Genomic DNA, 16,617 nt, shown 5'->3' with positions numbered 1-16,617 from the left:
GTCTTTTTATCTTTACGTTCTCTTTTCCATCCTTCTTTTCTTTTTTCATTCACAATGGCTTCATCGAGTTGACCAAAGACAATGCCCATCACGTCGGCAAATGTGCTGTACATCAGCCGTTTAAGCTGTTCTTCAAACGAAATAAAATCGCGAGTTTCATTTAACAATTGGTATATTTTTGGTATAATGTTTTCCATGAGAAGGCCTCTCTTCAAATGTATTTGCTTGGTGGCATACATTTATGTTAGAGTGCCTTCTCTATTTTTTTCCATCATTTTGCTTCGAGAAATATTTTACACATACTAGCAGGTTCTTCTTTGCGGATAAATAAGAGAAGTGGATTCTTGCGACTTACCTTGCTATCAGCAAAAAAGAAAAAAGCGTTTGACCGGGATATGTGGGCCAAACGCTTCATTTAATGCTTTAACGTGCTCTTTTGGGGTTTTCGTCAATGGACGGGCGTGGTTGCTTATTTTCGATGTTTTGGCTCGGTGTGAGCGGCCGATTGGGGACTTCAGGGACGATACGTTCGACAATGGCGGATAATTCTTCGGCGATGCCCGACGCCGGTTTGCCATTGCGGATGTGCTTTGCGATATTGCGCAATCTTTGGTAGATATCCGGATCACTTGTGACGACTGCGTTCGCACCATAAGGATCATTTTTCAAGGCATTGGCAACGGCATTTTTTATACTGCCTACCCGGGTCTGATCTAAATTCTTGTCGACGTCGATTCCCACTACGGCATAATCCCCAGCAACGACAGCTGTGGCGTGATTCACACCGGGTATGTCTGTGGCAATCCCGACGAGTCTTTTGGAAATTTCACGCCCGTTGAGCTTTTTCGCCGGCTCATTGACACTTTGCTTGACCTCGTGTACCGCGTTATTCTGTTGTTGCATGTCAGCATTTTGGTTGCCACAGCCGACGAGAAAAGTGATAGCGACACTTGCGGATAACAATCGTTTAAACATCATCCTGGCCTCCTGTAAAGGATCGAATTTATCCCTTAGTTTCCGCAAGGTCGTCTGCCATTATTCTTTTCGTGTCATCGAAAAATAGGGTCGTGCTATCTCATTTTTGTTAGTACGCAGTCAGATGCGGTTACTCCTATGTTTAATAAAAGGATCGACACCGTTAGATGACCGTGATTTTTTCAATTTGAGCCACCGGTTCCCGATCTTTACCGCGGCATAAGAAAATCAGCGGACCTTCATCTGTTAAGAGTTTGCCATCACGACTGAATTGGAAAGCGCCTTCTTCCATTTCTTCTAATGGTACGGTTGCGGTTTGTCCATTCGTCAAGCTGAACTGGATGGCGGTGGCCTCTTCCAGTGGTTCTGCATTTTGAATAAAGATTTTAGCGGGCATGACAAATGACTTTGTCAGCCATTCTTCCTTCCGGTATTTTCGCTTGGAAGCGGCAAGGCGAGGAAGGGCAGCCCCGGCCCGTTCGTCTTTCTGTGCTTTAAGGAATTCGTCGAGATCAAAATTCGGGTCGTCATAATCTTCCACTGAAATTTTCCGGTCATCAAAAATCCAGCTGCTCGGATCTAAGGTAATATGATATTTGACGTGACCGAGGATCGGAACAATTTTCATCGAATCACCTTTCTGTCATGGCTTATATTAATACGTTACCAATCTTTAAGTATAAAGCTCTAAAGGCCTCTTGTCACACCGTTGGTTTTATTTTGTGGATGTACGGCAACCGAGAGCGTCCCTGGGTATATGAAGTGGGATGTTTACGTTCGGATAAATGGACAAAATTCCATATTAAATTCAGATGTAGGGTTAAGGTTTAGAAGCAAGATCATATAAGAATATCTTGCAATTTCCGCCCATAAAAGCTAAGATGAACATAGGATGGTGACTGGAACGGAGGGGATCGGATTGTCGACCGAACTTGAGGCAAGACACCGGGAGAAGGCTTACGAAATTTTAAAGGCCGATGCCCAAAAGATCCTGAAATTGATTGAAGTTCAGATGGAAAACCTTACGATGCCGCAATGTCCTTTATATGAAGAGGTTCTTGATACACAAATGTTCGGTCTTTCGCGGGAAATAGACTTTGCCGTCCGCCTTGGCTTAGTTGAAGAGAAGGACGGAAAAGCCTTGTTGGAATCGCTCGAAAGACAATTGACGGCGCTGCATGATGCGGTCGTTCAAGACAAGTAACAGAAACTCAAACTGCCCGGTCGTCTTGGTGGTTTGAGTTTTTTAATGGGAAAATTTTCAAGAATATTTAAGGTTTTACGGCAGGAATTCTAAAAAAGTAAACGAAATTAATATAAAGAAGTATCAAGTTAGGAGTAATATGATTGAAAAGATTATGGAAGCATTATGATTTTTCACTCGCAGTGACCGTTTTGTTGTTAACCGCATTTGGCATTGTCATGGTCTATAGTGCGAGTAGCATCTGGTCTGTCATTCGCTTTGATTTACCCAGCAATTATTACTTTATTAGGCAGCTAATCTGGGCGGGACTGGCCATACTGGCAGGGCTTTTCGGAATGGCGATACCCTATAAAATGTATAAGCCCCTTGTCAAACCGATTTTATTTGGGACAATCCTCCTATTAATTTTGGTGCTCATTGTTGGGGCGACACACAAAAACGCCCAATCATGGTTTAGCATTGGCGGCTTTAACATCCAACCGGCAGAAGTGGCGAAACTATCGATCATTATTTATTTAGCATCGGTGTTTTCCAATAAGCAAGCGTATATTTCCGACTTCAAATCCAGCGTACTGCCACCGTTACTCGTGGTATCTTTTATTTTTCTTTTAATTACCATTCAACCCGATCTTGGTTCTGCTATGATTGTCGCTGGAATATCCGGAGCGGTGATTATTTGTTCGGGGATTCGGTTGAAGCATATTGTCATGCTGCTTTGTCTTGCTGGCGTGGCGATCGCGATCATTTTTACGTCCTCATTGAGCCAAGAACAAGCTAGCCGAATTTCAGAAGCCTATCACCCATTTGCACCGGGAGTGGATGCTTATCAACTCATCAATTCGTATATAGCCATCACAAACGGTGGCTTAACGGGAAAAGGTCTCGGAAATAGCATAGAAAAAGCGGGGTATCTGCCGGAGCCGCATACCGATTTTATCATCGCAATTATCGCCGAGGAGCTCGGCATTTTTGGGGTATTGTTTGTTCTTTTATGTCTTGCCTATCTCGTGATTCGGGGAATCGTCATCGGCATTAAATGTGAAGATGTTTTTGGCAGTTTGCTTGCCATCGGCATATCGGCTTTTATCGCCGTCCAAACTTTTGTCAACCTTGGGGCGGTGACAGGACTTCTGCCCATTACTGGGGTGACATTGCCGTTTATCAGTTATGGAGGTTCCTCACTCATCATGATGATGTTTTCCGTTGGCGTATTGATTAATATTTCAGCCTTTGTCAATTTGAAACAAAAGTCAGCTAAAGAGGAGGCAGCTTAATGGGGAATAAAATCCGCAAAGTATTGGTAGCTAATCGTGGGGAAATCGCCATTCGCATATTTCGGGCATGTACCGAATTGGGCATTCGTACGGTGGCCATTTATTCCCAAGAAGATTCAGGCTCCTATCATCGGTATAAAGCCGATGAAGCCTATCTTGTAGGAGCTGGTAAAAAACCGATTGAAGCCTATTTAGATATCGAAGGCATTTTGGAAATCGCCCGGACCAATGACGTCGATGCCATTCATCCGGGGTACGGCTTCCTTTCTGAGAATGCCGAATTTGCCCGGCGTTGCCAAGAAGAAGGGATTACATTTATCGGGCCGAATGTCAACCATCTTGAGATTTTTGGCGATAAAGCCAAAGCCCGTGAAGCAGCCATTCGCGCCGGCCTACCAGTCGTTCCGGGCAGTGACGGCCCTGTCTCCAGCCTAAAAGAAGCGAAGGAACTCGCCAAAGCATTCGGCTATCCCGTCATGATTAAAGCGGTTGCCGGTGGCGGGGGACGCGGGATGCGGATCGTCCGCAGCGAAGCAGGACTTGCGGATGCTTTCGAACGCGCAAAGTCCGAGGCTAAGGCCGCTTTTGGCAGTGATGATGTCTACATGGAAAAATTTTTAGACCATCCGAGACATATTGAAGTGCAAATTCTGGCCGACCGTTCAGGTGAAGTCATCCATCTTTATGAACGAGACTGTTCCGTGCAAAGACGGCATCAAAAAGTCGTCGAAGTGGCACCGAGCCGCAATCTTTCGGAACGCTTGAGAAATGAAATTTGTCAATCAGCCGTTCAGCTCATGGAGAGCGTGAACTATGTCAATGCTGGAACGGTCGAATTTCTTGTGACACCCGACGGGCAATATTATTTCATTGAAGTCAACCCGCGCATTCAGGTAGAACATACCATCACAGAGATGGTCACAGGCATTGACATCGTGCAAACGCAAATACGCATTGCAGAAGGCGCTACACTCCATGAGCCGCCGATCAATATACCGTTACAAAAGGACATTCATCCCATTGGCTATGCGATTCAAGCCCGTGTGACGACGGAAGATCCGGCAAACCACTTCATGCCGGATACAGGAAAAATTATGGCATACCGCTCCGGCGGAGGTTTTGGTGTGCGGCTTGATGCCGGAAATGGCTTTCAGGGCGCGGTCATAACGCCTTACTACGATTCGTTGCTCGTCAAGGTGTCAACGCATGCTTTAACCTTCGAGGATGCGGCAGCAAAAATGGTTCGAAATTTAAAGGAATTTCGGATTCGCGGCATCAAAACCAACATTGCCTTTTTGGAAAATGTCGTGACACATCCCGATTTTCTTGCCGGTAATGTTGATACGACTTTCATTGATACAACACCGGAACTGTTTGTTTTTCCGGAAAGTCAAAACCGCGGCACGAAGATGTTGACCTACATCGCGGATACGACAGTTAATGGGTTTCCGGGAATTCCGAAAAAGAAGAAACCGGCTTTTGATCCGCCTGCTGTTCCCGATGTCAAGTTATCTGAGAAGCCGAAACCTGGAACGAAGCAGATTCTTGACGAACAAGGGCCGGAAGGGGTCGTCCGCTGGATAAAGGAACAAAAAGAGGTTTTAATTACGGATACGACGTTCCGCGATGCCCATCAAAGCTTGCTGGCAACACGGATGCGTACCTATGATCTGAAAAAAATCGCTGGGCCCGTCGCGCGGCTTTTGCCGGAGTTATTTTCCATTGAAATGTGGGGCGGGGCAACGTTCGATACGTCGATGCGCTTCTTGATGGAGGACCCGTGGGAGCGTCTGATGGAATTACGCCGCCTCATTCCAAATGTGTTATTTCAAATGTTATTCCGCGGGGCAAATGCCGTCGGTTATAAAAATTATCCGGATAATGTTATTGTCGCTTTTATTAAAGAAGCGGCTGCGGCTGGCATCGATGTCTTCCGCATTTTTGACAGTCTGAACTGGGTGAAAGGCATGACGCTGTCGATTGAAGCGGTTAGAGATGCGGGGAAAATTGCTGAGGCCGCCATTTGTTACACTGGTGACATTCTAAGCGAGACGCGAACGAAATATAATCTTTCTTATTATAAAGACATGGCGCGGGAGCTTGAAGCTAGCGGCGCCCATATCCTTGCCATAAAAGATATGGCAGGGCTTCTCAAACCGGAAGCGGCGTATGTTTTGATCAGTGAACTGAAAGAAACCGTAGATTTGCCCATCCACTTGCATACCCATGATACAAGCGGCAATGGCATCGCGATGTATAGGAAGGCAATTGAAGCGGGAGTGGATATTGTCGATACGGCGATGGGAGCGATGGCCGGATTAACCAGTCAGCCGAGCCTTAATTCTTTATATTACGCACTAGAGGGTACCCCGCGTCTTCCAAAAGGTAATATTGATCATTTTGATGCGATTAGCCGCTATTGGGAAGGTGTCCGGCCGATGTATGAACCGTTTGAAAGCGGTATGAAGGCGCCGCACGCCGAAGTCTATAAACATGAAATGCCGGGTGGTCAATATTCTAACTTAAAACAACAAGCGGAAGCCGTTGGTTTGGGTGACCGTTGGGAAGAAATCAAAGACATGTACGCGCGCGTGAACATGATGTTTGGCGATATCGTGAAAGTGACGCCTTCCTCGAAAGTGGTTGGCGACATGGCATTGTTTATGGTGCAAAACAATTTAAATGAAGACGATATTTACGAGCGCGGCGATTCATTGGATTTTCCCGATTCGGTGATCAGCTTTTTTGAAGGGAAAATTGGTCAACCCCATCAAGGCTTCCCGAAAGAATTACAACAAATTGTGCTGAAAGGTAAACCGCCTATTGAAGGCAGAGCCGGAGAGCAGATGAAGCCGATTGATTTCTCCGAAGTTGCTGAAACCCTTTCCCAAAAAATAGGTCGCAAGCCGAGCAAACAGGATCTTTTATCCTATGTCATGTACCCCAATGTCTTTTTGACCTATTCGGAACGCCTGGATGCATATGGGAAAATGAGTGTGCTTGATACGCCAACCTTTTTCCATGGATTGCGGTTAGGTGAAGAAGTCGCGGTTGAAATCGAAAAAGGGAAAACGCTGATCGTCAAACTCGTCTCTATCGGTCAAGTACAAAAGGATGGCACGCGGATCGTCTATTTTGAGTTAAATGGACAGCCCCGTGAAGTCATCATCAAGGACCGGAGTGCGGACGTTTCAGTTGTGACAGCTCGCAAGGCCGATAAAAACAATCCGAATGAATTAGCGGCCACCATGCCGGGGGCTGTGATGAAAGTGCTCGTTCAAGAAGGCGAAAAAGTCAAGAAGGGTGACCACCTCATGGTGACAGAAGCCATGAAAATCGAAACAACCATACAAGCCCCCTTCGATGGCGTGATTGAAGAGATTTGCGTGAAACCCGGAACGGCGATTCAAACCGGCGATCTGTTGATTGTCATCGAGCCGTCTGGAAATGCAAAATGAGATAAGTGGCTGACTCATTGTACAAGGTCTGGCCCTGCTTACCTCCAAATAAAAGCGGTTTGAAAAAGAACGGCTTGATAAACGGAAGCGGCAGGCGTCCGATCCCTAAGGAGTCAGCCTCTTCCTTTTTTTGTTCATGAATTTGTCGATTTTGTGTCAATTTTGTGTAGCGTATACAAAGCCATTGGATTCGTATATAATTGGAACTAAAGGAACAAGGCGGAGCATAAAGCAAGAATCTATTTATGAACATTTTTCGACAACCTTTGAAACTGTGATGTTTTTAACGGAAGTAAGGAGCAGCTTAAAGATTATCAACAAATCAAACTGTAGCCGGCATTCATAAAAGATGGCTGTAATGTGTTTGGTTTTAGAAAGGAAGCACAAAAATGTCGAAACCGATTACAACGTATGATTCGGCCGGTGTTCTTCTTAAGACAAAGACGAACAAAGCATCGGTGACCTGGCAGGACTTCCTCACTGTTATAAAGCCGGGGATTGTTATTTCTAATCTCATCACGACGTTTACCGGGCTTTGGTTAGCGTTGGACTTTACCGGTCAATCTCTTTTGGGCAATATATGGAAAGTTATAGCCATTCTTGCAGGTGCCGGGTTGGTGATGGCTGGCGGCTGTGCTTTTAATAATTACATCGATCGAGACATCGATCGGCTGATGACGCGGACGATGGATCGGCCATCGGCCACAGGGAGATTTACTGCAAGGCAAATCTTTTGGATGGGGATGACACTATCCAGCCTTGGGGCGATACTTCTTGCTCATGCCTCAATCATAGCTTGTATTTTCGGACTATTGGGTTTATTCGTATATGTCGTCATTTATACCATGTGGCTGAAAAGAACCCATTCCATTAATACAGTGGTTGGCGGTATAGCCGGTGCCATTCCGCCTGTGATCGGCTGGACCGGCATTGATCCGTCTTTATCTAGCCAGATCCCGTGGTTGCTCTTTCTAATCCTTTTTTTGTGGCAGCCCCCGCATTTTTTGGCTTTAGCTGTTAAGCGCGTGGATGAATATCGTAGAGTGGGAATACCGATGTTGCCGGTTGTTGCTGGGTTTACGGTTACGAAAAGACAAATGATCATCTATGTTGCGTTGCTCTTACCGGCATCATTAATGCTTCATAGCTTAGGACCTATTTACATCGCAGCTTCCATTTTGCTTGGCGGATCATGGCTTTTTGTCGCCTTATCAGGATTAAGGGCATCCGATTACACCCAGTGGTCCAAGAGAATGTTTGTGATATCGCTGAATTATATGACGCTTTTATTTATTGCCATGATTGTCTCCGTGCTGTTTAAATCATAATGGGTTTCAAATGGCTTGCGGCCGTCAAATAGGACTCATTTTCATTTTGCAGGCTACAAGTCATTTAAAATAAAAAGAAACAACAAGACTTAGAAGAAAGAGAGGGTACCGACATGAAAAGAAGCTGGTTGTTGCTACGTTTTCTACCGATCTCTGGGCTCGTCGCTTTGCTTAGCGGCTGCGGAGTCAAAGGCGTTTCAGCTTTGATTCCGATGGGAAAAGAAGCAAGAGAACAGGCTTGGTTAATGTATTTAAGCCTCGGGATTATGGTCATTGTTATATTAGTCGTAGCATCTATCTATTTTTACGTCCTGATTCGTTTTCACAAGCGCAAAGGTCAGGAAGATTACATACCGAAACAAACCGAGGGAAACAAAATTCTCGAAATCGTGTGGACCGTTATTCCGATTTTATTGCTCTGCATCATAGCGGTTCCAACTGTTAAACAAACGTTCGCACAGTCTGATACCGATGTGCCAAAATCGCAGAAAAAAGATGTCTTGCAAGTGGATGTGACGGCACATCAATTCTGGTGGGATTTTAAATACCCTGATCAAAAAATTGAAACCGCACAAGATGTTGTCGTTCCTGTTGGTAAAACCGTTATTTTTAAAATTACTTCAGCTGATGTCGTTCACTCCTTTTGGGTACCGGCTCTAGGAGGAAAAATCGATGCCAACCCTGGGCAAACGACGAAGTTAAAATTAACACCTGAAAATGAAGGCGTTTACCGCGGCCGCTGTGCGGAACTTTGCGGTTCCTCGCACGCATTAATGTATTTCAATGTGAAGGTCGTCAGCCAAAGCGAATTCGACCAATGGGTTGACGGGATGAAAAAAGGCCCAGAAGCACCGGCAACAGCAAGTGCCCAAGAAGGACAAGAACTCTTTAAACAAAATTGCATGAGTTGCCACGCGGTTGGCAAGGAAGGCGGTCCGGTAGCTCCGAATCTGACGGATTTCGCGGATCGCAAAATGATTGCTGGAACGTTAGATCATAACAAAGAAAACCTCATTAAGTGGATTACAAATCCAGATGCCGTAAAGCCGGGTGCCAATATGCCGGCGAGAGGAATGAATAAAAATCTGACAGATGAACAAATCCAAAAGATCGCGGATTACCTCTTCACTTTGTCAGTCAAATAATATCTTCGCGGGATAAAGGAGGTTAAACAAAGTGACTGCAAATGCGCATGCTTTGGCCGCCTACAATCAGAGAAAAGGCTTTTTGTCTTGGTTGTGGACGTGGCTGTCAACGGTCGATCATAAGCGAATTGCTATTCTATATTTGTTCGGCGGTGGGCTGTTTTTCGTGATTGGCGGGATTGAAGCCCTTTTGATTCGCATTCAGCTTGCCGTCCCGCAAAACGATTTTTTGGTCGGTTCGACCTATAACGAAGTGGTGACGATGCATGGAACAACCATGATATTCTTAGCAGCCATGCCGCTTGTTTTCGCCATGATGAATGCGGTCGTTCCGCTGCAAATTGGAGCGCGTGATGTAGCTTTTCCATTTGTCAATGCGCTCGGTTTTTGGCTGTTTTTCTTAGGTGGGATCGTTCTTAATACGAGTTGGTTTTTAGGTGGTGCCCCTGCTGGCGGGTGGACAGCTTATGCTCCACTTACGACAGAATTTTTAGGTACCGGATCGGATTTCTATCTGTTAGGCTTGCAGTTGTCCGGAGCGGGGACATTGATGGGCGCCATCAACTTCATGGTGACAATTATTAATATGCGCGCACCAGGGATGACCTTTATGCGCATGCCGCTCTTTACATGGACATCTTTAATTACATCAACATTGATTTTATTCGCTTTTCCGCCATTGACGGTCGGTTTTTTCCTGGAATTTTTCGATCACATCTTTCATGCTAATTTCTTTAATACAGCAAAAGGCGGCAATGCCATTATTTTTGAACATATTTTCTGGATTTTTGGTCACCCGGAAGTTTACATCCTTGTATTACCGGCTTTCGGTATTATCTCGGAAGTTGTCGCAACATTTTCTAAAAAACGGCTGTTTGGTTATACGTCCATGGTCTTTGCGACCGTTTTAATCGGATTCTTATCGTTTATGGTTTGGGTGCACCATATGTTTACCGTTGGACTCGGTCCAATGGCTAACTCTTTGTTTGCGCTAGCAACCATGACGATTGCCGTTCCGACAGGGATGAAAATTTTTAACTGGCTGTTTACCATGTGGGGCGGACAAATCCACTTCACGACGGCCAACCTGTTTGCTGTCGGTTTCGTTCCGACTTTCGTTATGGGCGGGGTGACTGGGGTCATGCTCGCTGTCCCGTCGGCGGACTCCCAGTACCACGACAGCTATTTTGTCATCGCTCATTTCCATTATGTCATTATTGGCGGTGTTGTCTTTGGATTGCTCGCTGGCCTTTTCTACTGGTGGCCGAAAATGTTTGGTAAGATTTTGAATGAAACGCTAGGTAAGATTACATTCTGGACGTTCTTTATCGGCTTCCATCTCACATTCTTCCCACAGCATTTCTTGGGATTGATCGGAATGCCGCGTCGTTATTTCACGTATTTTCCGGATGAAGGTTTTAATACTTGGAACCTTATTAGTTCCATTGGGGCCATTGGCATGGCCATCGGTGCCATCGTCTTAGTCATCAATATCGTCATAACAACCGCTAAAGGTCAAAAGGCTGCTGGCGATGCTTGGGGGATTGGTCGCACCTTGGAATGGTCCATTCCTTCACCGCCTCCGGAATATAACTTCGCCCAAACACCTTTAGTTAAAGGCATCGATACGTTCTGGAAAGAAAAAATGGAAGGCAATAAAAAAGTAACGCCGGCTGAGCCGCTGGGTGACATTCATATGCCGAACCCGACGATTTTGCCTTTCCTCATGTCGATTGCGTTAACGATTGCGGCTTACGGGTTTATTTTCGCTAACCAGACGTCGGCTTCACGTCCGCTTTGCTTAGTGATTGCTGCATTTGGTATAGGGCTCATGCTGTTACTCATGTTAATTCACTCGATAAAAGATGATCCTGGCTTCCATTATCATAAGGAAGAGATCATCGAAATCGAAAAGGGGGCGGAATAAATGTCCGGTGCAAATCATGTTGATATCCGAACACTGAGTCACCCCGAAACCGCAACATTAGAAGGAAAAAATAAATTTTTGGGTTTTTGGTTCTTTTTAGGAGGAGAAACCGTCCTGTTTGGGACATTGTTTGCGACGTTTATTGCCTTGCGCAATCGGGTCGCCACGGGGCCGTCTTCTCAAGAGCTGTTCAGCTTGCCCTTAACCTTTTTGTCGACGATCATCTTGCTTGTGAGCAGCTTGACAAGTGTTTTTGCCGTCCTCGCCATGAAGGAATATAAGATTCGCCAAATGCAGCTATGGTTCTGGCTGACTGTTGTCCTTGGCCTCGCCTTTTTGGGACTTGAGATCACCGAGTTTAAAGAATATGTGCATGAAGGATTAGGCTATACGACCAGCGCCTTTTCTTCATCGTTTTATACGCTTGTTGGCACTCATGGTTGCCACGTGTTGTTCGGTGTTCTTTGGATTTCGGCGTTGATGATCCAGTCTTACAAAAAAGGCATCACGACAGTGACCGCACCAAAATATTATGTCTCTGCCCTGTATTGGCACTTCATTGACGTCGTTTGGGTCTTTATCTTTACCATCGTCTATTTACTTGGCATATTGGGGGGGTAAGCATGGATACCGCAAATCGGCAATCGGAAATGTTGGACTATATTGCCAAACAAAGGCGAAAACGCGATTTGCAGCATTATTGGGTTTCTTTTGCTTTAATGATTGTGTTTACAGTGCTCGCCTTTCTTGCCGTTTATTTTCGGAAAAGCATCAATGATTATTTAATCGCCTTTTTCATCGTGACAATGGCTGTTGTACAAGTGATTTTTCAACTTTATTATTTCATGCACATGAAGGAGAAAGATCACGGTTTTCCGGCACTGTTTCTCTATGGCGGCGCCGTCGTCGTTTTTGTGACAGTGCTCTCCTTTGTCACGATCGTATGGATCTCCTGATTTTTCTTGAGGCTGCCAAATGTCATCTACGGCAGCCTCTTATGTATGGCTGTTCAAAAATTTTAAGTCGATAGATGGGTGTCTTCATTTGACAAGCCATCATTTCCATCATTGTTTAAACGTGTATAAGGGCTATAGGGACGTTGCCATCGCTCAAAAGATTTGTATTGGTTTAAAATTCGTCGTATAAAAGCAAAAAAGGCTCTGCCTTCGCACAAATTGGCTAGGCAGAGCCCTGTTTCTTTAAATGACGGCATCAATCTCTGAAACTTTTGTGTAAAAAGGCGCCAAAACTTGCCCTCAGCTCCGATTTTGATATTCTATAGAAGATGAAGTTACTAAGAAGATTCGGAGGGAAAACCATGTCATTTATCTTAGCCACCATTAGCACCTTGTGCATTCTCATCTCTGCCTTATTGATGGTGTATGGCTGGTATACGATACGCGTTAAGAAAAATCGCAACCGCCATAAGGCGATCATGATCACCGCATCTCTTTTTGCGTTGGTGTTTTTCATGATTTATATGACACGTACGGTCTTCATTGGCAATGTGATGTATAATGGACCGGAAAATTTTAAATTCGCTTACACTGTATTCCTCACAATACATATTATTTTCGCGACGCTCGGGGCGATTATGGGTCTTTTCAGTTTATATCTCGGATTCACAGGCCGCTTTCAAAGCCACAAAAAAGTATCGCCCTACACGGCCATCATCTGGTTCATCTCTGCCGCTACTGGAATTGCCGTCTATCTGATCTTATTTATCATTTGGCCATCGTATCATATGGATACAAATCTTTGGCAAGCGATTTTCGGTCATTAACGCTTTTATTCAAGCATAGAAGAGAATGAAGGCTGATTGTTTAACGGAGGGAATAAAGGTGCAACCGATGATACGGGCGATTAACGTGTCTGATGCGCCAAAGTTTTTAACACTTAGAAGACAACTGGCGAAAGAGACAACCTTTATGCTTCACGAACCCGAAGAAATCGGGGAGGATCCCGTGGTCGAGGAAAAGAAGATCCAACAGATCATCGATGACCCTCATAAAGCCATCTTCGTTTTGGCAAACGACCATGAATTAGTGGGGTATGTGGCGGTCTTTGGGGATAGCTTGAGTCGCATCAAACACCGCGCATCACTCGTTATCGGCATTCTTGAGGCTTATACGGGTAAGGGTTATGGGAAAAAATTGTTGCAAGAAGCGGAAAAATGGGCTAAGGATCACGGTATCTCTCGCTTAGAGCTGACGGTGATGACGACTAATAAACGGGGACTTTGGTTATACGGTACCGCGGGATTTCATGTCGAGGGCATACGACGAAAGGCGCTCATCGTCCGTGGTCGACCGGTGGACGAATATTATATGGCAAAATTGATTTAAAAAATGAAAAGAGGTTGACTCGTGAGGGGTCTTTCCCACCTGGTTCGCTGGTCGTGGTGTTTCCTTTAAGAACCACATTAAATATGGTTTTGGTGGGGCTGACCCCATGCCTTTTGAGTCAGCCTCAATTAGGTTTCTGGTACATAATCTTTAATTTCTTCAAGCGTTTCTTTTAGAACCTTAAGTCGCTCTTCGGATGTTTCAACAATATCGTCCGGGAAGACTTCATCATATTCAACACCGTGCGGATAGTAGTGATGGCCAAGATAAGGGACGCCAAGCTTGACGATACAGTTTGAACCCTCGATTTCACCTTTGACGGCCACACCAGGGACCCTTAGATAATAAACATCACCGGTTTGTTTCTTTTCAAATTTAAAATCGTAGGTTACGCGCTCATAATCCCAGGCTCCACCCCTAATAAAGCCGACTTTAGCCATAATATCTTCAAGTAAACGAAACGGGACAACGCGTCCTTCGATACCGGTCAGATTAAATTGCATGTATGAAACCTCCCTCCATTTATAAACATTTTCATTATACTAAATTAATAGTATTATTAACAATCTTGATTTTCAAAGGGGAACCGATGTTTTTTCTTTCTCGCTTTGAATCGAAAATGATAAACTGAAAAAAACAGACCGTATAAAAATTTAAAATAAAGGATAAAATGTTCTGTTACGAATGTTCAACCCTTTTATAGGATCATCGGTCGGGGAGGTGAAGACATGCGACTCACTAATGTTTTGATTTTCTTTATTGCTCTTATCGTTTTTTTATTTACTTTTCTGTTCGATTTTAGTGAAAAACCGCAAGAAAAGCCGAAAAAAGAACCGAAAACGCATATTGTTCAAAACGGTTTTCAAGTGCCCGAAAGAGGTTTACACACTTTTATGAATCAATCCTCATCGATCGTGACAAAACATTTTGGCAAACCCGACCGAATTGACCCGACCGCCTACGGCTACGAATGGTGGATTTACGGGCGCCATTCGGAAAAATATGTCCAATTTGGCATCGAGCATGGGAAAGTCGTTTCGATTTTTGCGCTCGGAAAAGACTTGCAGACACAACCGTTTGGAATTACAAAAGATGCCAATACAATCTTAAGACATGTTAATCTTTCAGATACGACTTCTTTAACCTATAAAGGTGCGAAAATCGAATTTGAATTTAAAGAAGACGAGTTGATGACGAATCCGCTCATTAAGTTCGGTAATGTATGGGTGCAACTTTATTTTGACCATTTTACAAATCGCCTCATGGCTGTTCGATATGTCACTCCGGAAATCTTAATCAAACAGAGGCCTTATTCCTTTGTATATACCGGCACCATTGTCGAACCGCCAAAACTCACTGATCTACAATGGGCGGATGTCGAAAAAGCCGAGGCGTGGGAAATTTTTGATATGACAAATATCATTAGAATGAGAAATGGCCTGGACCCATTAAATTGGAACAGTGGGGCGACCAAAGCAGCATTTGGGCATAGCAAAGAGATGTATGAAAAAAATTATTTTGGCCACGAATCCAAATGGTCCGGGGATTTGACCGCCCGCTTACAGGCAGAGGATGTTGCGTTTACGGAGGCCGGAGAAAATATTGCGTCTGATTATCCAGATGGGTTGGCAGCGGTTTGCGGCTGGGTAAATAGTGACAACCATCGTCAAAATGTCTTAAACCCAGATTATACGGATTTAGGTGTCGGTGTTTACCATAAATACTATACACAGGATTATATAAAAGCCTTTTAGCACTGAGGGGGAGATGGAGATGTTCACGGATCGACTACAGGCACTAACCGAAGAGGTACAACCAAAGGTGGTGGAATGGCGACGCTATCTTCATCAGCATCCTGAGTTATCTTTTCATGAGGTGGAAACGTCCCAATTTATTTATGAAACGCTTCAGTCGTTCGGAAATATCGAATTGGAGCGCCCGACAAAAACAAGTGTTATCGGCCGAATCCACGGTCGCCCGGGTAAAACACTGGCCATTCGCGCCGACATCGATGCCTTGCCAATAACAGAAAAAAATGCTTTCCCTTTTAAGTCACAAAACCCTGGTGTCATGCATGCCTGCGGCCATGATGGCCATACAGCTATGCTGCTCGGCACAGCCTATGTCCTTTCTCAACTGAAAGACGAATTAAACGGTTCGGTGAAATTGATTTTTCAACATGCGGAGGAACTCTATCCCGGCGGAGCCGAAGAACTCGTGCAAAAAGGGGTCATGGATGATGTTGACTGGGTCATCGGTGCCCATCTTTGGTCACCACTTCCCATCGGAAAAATCGGCATCGTTTACGGACCGATGATGGCTTCTCCTGATACATTTACGATTACGATAAAAGGAAAGGGAGGACATGCCGCCATTCCACATGAGGCGATTGACACGATCGCCATTGGCGCGCAAGTCGTCACGAATCTTCAGCACATTGTTTCGCGCAACAATAATCCGCTCGAACCGCTTGTCATCAGTGTCGCGAAATTTGTCGGCGGCTCAACCCATAACGTCATCCCTGGTTCCGTTGAAATGATGGGGACCGTCCGCACCTTCAATCCGGCGGTGCAAGAAGAAGTAGCCAAACGGATGGAACAGATTATAAAAGGGATTACTTCAGCCCACGGGGCAGATTATACGTTTAACTATATCAAAGGGTATCGGCCAGTGATTAATGCGGAGACAACGACTAAAATAATGGAAGAGCTGGTTCGTGAAATATATGGGGATGAAGCGATCGATTATACGGCACCGAGCATGGTTGGTGAAGATTTTTCTGCATATCAGCAAAAAGCCCCTGGTACATTTATTTTCATCGGCGCCGGAAATCCGGAGAAGGAAAGCACTTATCCACATCATCACGAGCGTTTTACAATTGATGAAGAGGCCTTAGAAAAAGGGGTTACGTTGTTTAGCCGTGCCACCTTCCGTTTCCTCAATCAGGATGCGTGATGAAGG

Annotated in this window: 15 protein-coding genes and 1 pseudogene; 12 read left to right on the top strand and 4 right to left on the bottom strand. The window is 44.9% G+C overall.

Features of this window, described 5'->3' with window-relative positions; translation table 11 throughout:
• The 3 genes and pseudogenes from H532_RS0115175 to H532_RS0115165 form a co-directional block, all read right to left on the bottom strand.
• Window positions 1–197 (bottom strand): annotated as a pseudogene (locus H532_RS0115175) (ISLre2 family transposase); the annotation flags it as partial.
• 226 nt (window positions 198–423) lie between these two features.
• A complete protein-coding gene (locus H532_RS0115170) occupies window positions 424–975 on the bottom strand; it encodes a YhcN/YlaJ family sporulation lipoprotein (protein ID WP_027726174.1) in 552 nt (183 codons plus the stop codon).
• Between the two features lie 163 nt (window positions 976–1,138).
• A complete protein-coding gene (locus H532_RS0115165; RefSeq protein ID WP_027726173.1) occupies window positions 1,139–1,603 on the bottom strand; it encodes a hypothetical protein in 465 nt (154 codons plus the stop codon).
• Window positions 1,604–1,867: 264 nt separating this feature from the next.
• On the opposite strand from H532_RS0115165, the gene H532_RS0115160 reads away from it, so the two are divergent.
• From H532_RS0115160 to H532_RS0115115, 10 genes are all read left to right on the top strand, one after another.
• Complete coding sequence (locus H532_RS0115160) at window positions 1,868–2,179, top strand: Fpa/YlaN family protein (protein ID WP_425426308.1); 312 nt, start codon at window positions 1,868–1,870, stop codon at window positions 2,177–2,179.
• Between the two features lie 143 nt (window positions 2,180–2,322).
• Window positions 2,323–3,453, top strand: coding sequence for a putative lipid II flippase FtsW (ftsW, locus tag H532_RS0115155; protein ID WP_027726171.1), 1,131 nt, complete (start codon window positions 2,323–2,325; stop codon window positions 3,451–3,453).
• Window positions 3,453–6,911 (top strand): pyruvate carboxylase, encoded by a 3,459-nt coding sequence (gene pyc, locus H532_RS0115150; RefSeq protein ID WP_027726170.1) that lies wholly within the window; start codon window positions 3,453–3,455, stop codon window positions 6,909–6,911. The genes ftsW and pyc overlap by 1 nt, the downstream gene beginning before the upstream one ends.
• 389 nt (window positions 6,912–7,300) lie before the next feature.
• Complete coding sequence (gene cyoE, locus H532_RS0115145; protein ID WP_027726169.1) at window positions 7,301–8,239, top strand: heme o synthase; 939 nt, start codon at window positions 7,301–7,303, stop codon at window positions 8,237–8,239.
• A gap of 113 nt (window positions 8,240–8,352) precedes the next feature.
• Entirely contained in the window at window positions 8,353–9,384 is a 1,032-nt protein-coding gene (gene coxB / locus H532_RS0115140) for a cytochrome c oxidase subunit II (protein ID WP_027726168.1), read from the top strand.
• Window positions 9,385–9,436: 52 nt separating this feature from the next.
• Complete coding sequence (ctaD, locus tag H532_RS0115135) at window positions 9,437–11,311, top strand: cytochrome c oxidase subunit I (RefSeq protein ID WP_027726167.1); 1,875 nt, start codon at window positions 9,437–9,439, stop codon at window positions 11,309–11,311.
• Window positions 11,312–11,932 carry a cytochrome (ubi)quinol oxidase subunit III gene (locus H532_RS0115130; RefSeq protein ID WP_038112668.1) on the top strand — a complete coding sequence of 207 codons (621 nt, stop codon included), beginning with the start codon at window positions 11,312–11,314 and terminating at the stop codon, window positions 11,930–11,932. It begins immediately after the preceding gene.
• A gap of 2 nt (window positions 11,933–11,934) precedes the next feature.
• Complete coding sequence (locus tag H532_RS0115125; protein ID WP_027726165.1) at window positions 11,935–12,267, top strand: cytochrome C oxidase subunit IV family protein; 333 nt, start codon at window positions 11,935–11,937, stop codon at window positions 12,265–12,267.
• A 362-nt stretch (window positions 12,268–12,629) separates the two neighbouring features.
• On the top strand, window positions 12,630–13,094 hold the full coding sequence (locus tag H532_RS0115120; RefSeq protein WP_027726164.1) for a DUF420 domain-containing protein: 465 nt from the start codon (window positions 12,630–12,632) through the stop codon (window positions 13,092–13,094).
• A gap of 67 nt (window positions 13,095–13,161) precedes the next feature.
• A complete protein-coding gene (locus tag H532_RS0115115; protein WP_027726163.1) occupies window positions 13,162–13,656 on the top strand; it encodes a GNAT family N-acetyltransferase in 495 nt (164 codons plus the stop codon).
• Between the two features lie 128 nt (window positions 13,657–13,784).
• Here H532_RS0115115 and H532_RS0115110 read toward each other — a convergent pair whose 3' ends face one another.
• The gene (locus H532_RS0115110; protein WP_027726162.1) at window positions 13,785–14,159 is read right to left on the bottom strand and encodes a YugN family protein; all 375 of its coding nucleotides are present in this window, start codon (window positions 14,157–14,159) and stop codon (window positions 13,785–13,787) included.
• A 225-nt stretch (window positions 14,160–14,384) separates the two neighbouring features.
• On the opposite strand from H532_RS0115110, the gene H532_RS19130 reads away from it, so the two are divergent.
• Both H532_RS19130 and H532_RS0115100 read left to right on the top strand, forming a co-directional pair.
• Window positions 14,385–15,410 (top strand): CAP domain-containing protein, encoded by a 1,026-nt coding sequence (locus H532_RS19130; protein WP_051263370.1) that lies wholly within the window; start codon window positions 14,385–14,387, stop codon window positions 15,408–15,410.
• Window positions 15,411–15,429: 19 nt separating this feature from the next.
• The gene (locus H532_RS0115100; protein WP_027726161.1) at window positions 15,430–16,611 is read left to right on the top strand and encodes a M20 family metallopeptidase; all 1,182 of its coding nucleotides are present in this window, start codon (window positions 15,430–15,432) and stop codon (window positions 16,609–16,611) included.
• The last annotated feature ends 6 nt before the right edge of the window (window positions 16,612–16,617 follow it).

Source organism: Tuberibacillus calidus DSM 17572 (assembly GCF_000430685.1).
Classification (GTDB): Bacteria; Bacillota; Bacilli; order Bacillales; family Sporolactobacillaceae; genus Tuberibacillus; species Tuberibacillus calidus.
The sequence above is the reverse complement of the archived record's forward strand: the minus strand, read 5'-3'. Positions and strand labels throughout refer to the sequence as shown.

Excerpts from the sequence above, each read along its gene's own strand:
- H532_RS0115110 (WP_027726162.1), bottom strand. The coding sequence starts at position 14,159 with ATGCAATTTAATCTGACCGGTATCGAAGGACGCGTTGTCCCGTTTCGT.
- H532_RS19130 (WP_051263370.1), top strand. The coding sequence starts at position 14,385 with ATGCGACTCACTAATGTTTTGATTTTCTTTATTGCTCTTATCGTTTTT.
- pyc (WP_027726170.1), top strand. The coding sequence starts at position 3,453 with ATGGGGAATAAAATCCGCAAAGTATTGGTAGCTAATCGTGGGGAAATC.
- H532_RS0115170 (WP_027726174.1), bottom strand. The coding sequence starts at position 975 with ATGTTTAAACGATTGTTATCCGCAAGTGTCGCTATCACTTTTCTCGTC.
- H532_RS0115120 (WP_027726164.1), top strand. The coding sequence starts at position 12,630 with ATGTCATTTATCTTAGCCACCATTAGCACCTTGTGCATTCTCATCTCT.
- H532_RS0115130 (WP_038112668.1), top strand. The coding sequence starts at position 11,312 with ATGTCCGGTGCAAATCATGTTGATATCCGAACACTGAGTCACCCCGAA.
- cyoE (WP_027726169.1), top strand. The coding sequence starts at position 7,301 with ATGTCGAAACCGATTACAACGTATGATTCGGCCGGTGTTCTTCTTAAG.
- H532_RS0115125 (WP_027726165.1), top strand. The coding sequence starts at position 11,935 with ATGGATACCGCAAATCGGCAATCGGAAATGTTGGACTATATTGCCAAA.
- H532_RS0115165 (WP_027726173.1), bottom strand. The coding sequence starts at position 1,603 with ATGAAAATTGTTCCGATCCTCGGTCACGTCAAATATCATATTACCTTA.
- H532_RS0115160 (WP_425426308.1), top strand. The coding sequence starts at position 1,868 with ATGGTGACTGGAACGGAGGGGATCGGATTGTCGACCGAACTTGAGGCA.
- H532_RS0115115 (WP_027726163.1), top strand. The coding sequence starts at position 13,162 with ATGATACGGGCGATTAACGTGTCTGATGCGCCAAAGTTTTTAACACTT.
- coxB (WP_027726168.1), top strand. The coding sequence starts at position 8,353 with ATGAAAAGAAGCTGGTTGTTGCTACGTTTTCTACCGATCTCTGGGCTC.
- H532_RS0115100 (WP_027726161.1), top strand. The coding sequence starts at position 15,430 with ATGTTCACGGATCGACTACAGGCACTAACCGAAGAGGTACAACCAAAG.